The 290-nt window shown below is 64.5% G+C and carries 1 protein-coding gene; it reads left to right on the forward strand.

Annotated features, from left to right (window positions below):
* Positions 1–290 (forward strand): dienelactone hydrolase family protein (locus SB765_RS28995; protein WP_410932399.1); only part of this gene is annotated, 290 nt, incomplete at both ends.

Consider the following 290-nt stretch of genomic DNA (forward strand, 5'->3'; position numbering starts at 1 on the left):
CCTGCTGATGGCGCCGAACTGGATGGGCGTGAGTGCGGGTGCCGAAGAAATCGCCAAGCGTGTGGCCGGCCAGGGCTACGTGGTGCTGGTTGCCGACCTGTATGGGCAAAGCGTGCGCCCCTCGAACGGCGATGAGGCCGGCGCGGCGATGATGCCTTTGAAGAATGATCGCCCGCTGCTGAACACGCGCATGCAGCCGGCCCTTGAGCAACTGAAAGGGCAGACCGAAGCCGCGGTGGATACGTCGAAACTGGCGACTTTCGGCTTCTGCTTCGGCGGTTGCTGCTCCC

The organism is Pseudomonas sp. SIMBA_067, assembly GCF_046534675.1.
In the GTDB taxonomy this organism is placed as follows: Bacteria; Pseudomonadota; Gammaproteobacteria; order Pseudomonadales; family Pseudomonadaceae; genus Aquipseudomonas; species Aquipseudomonas putida.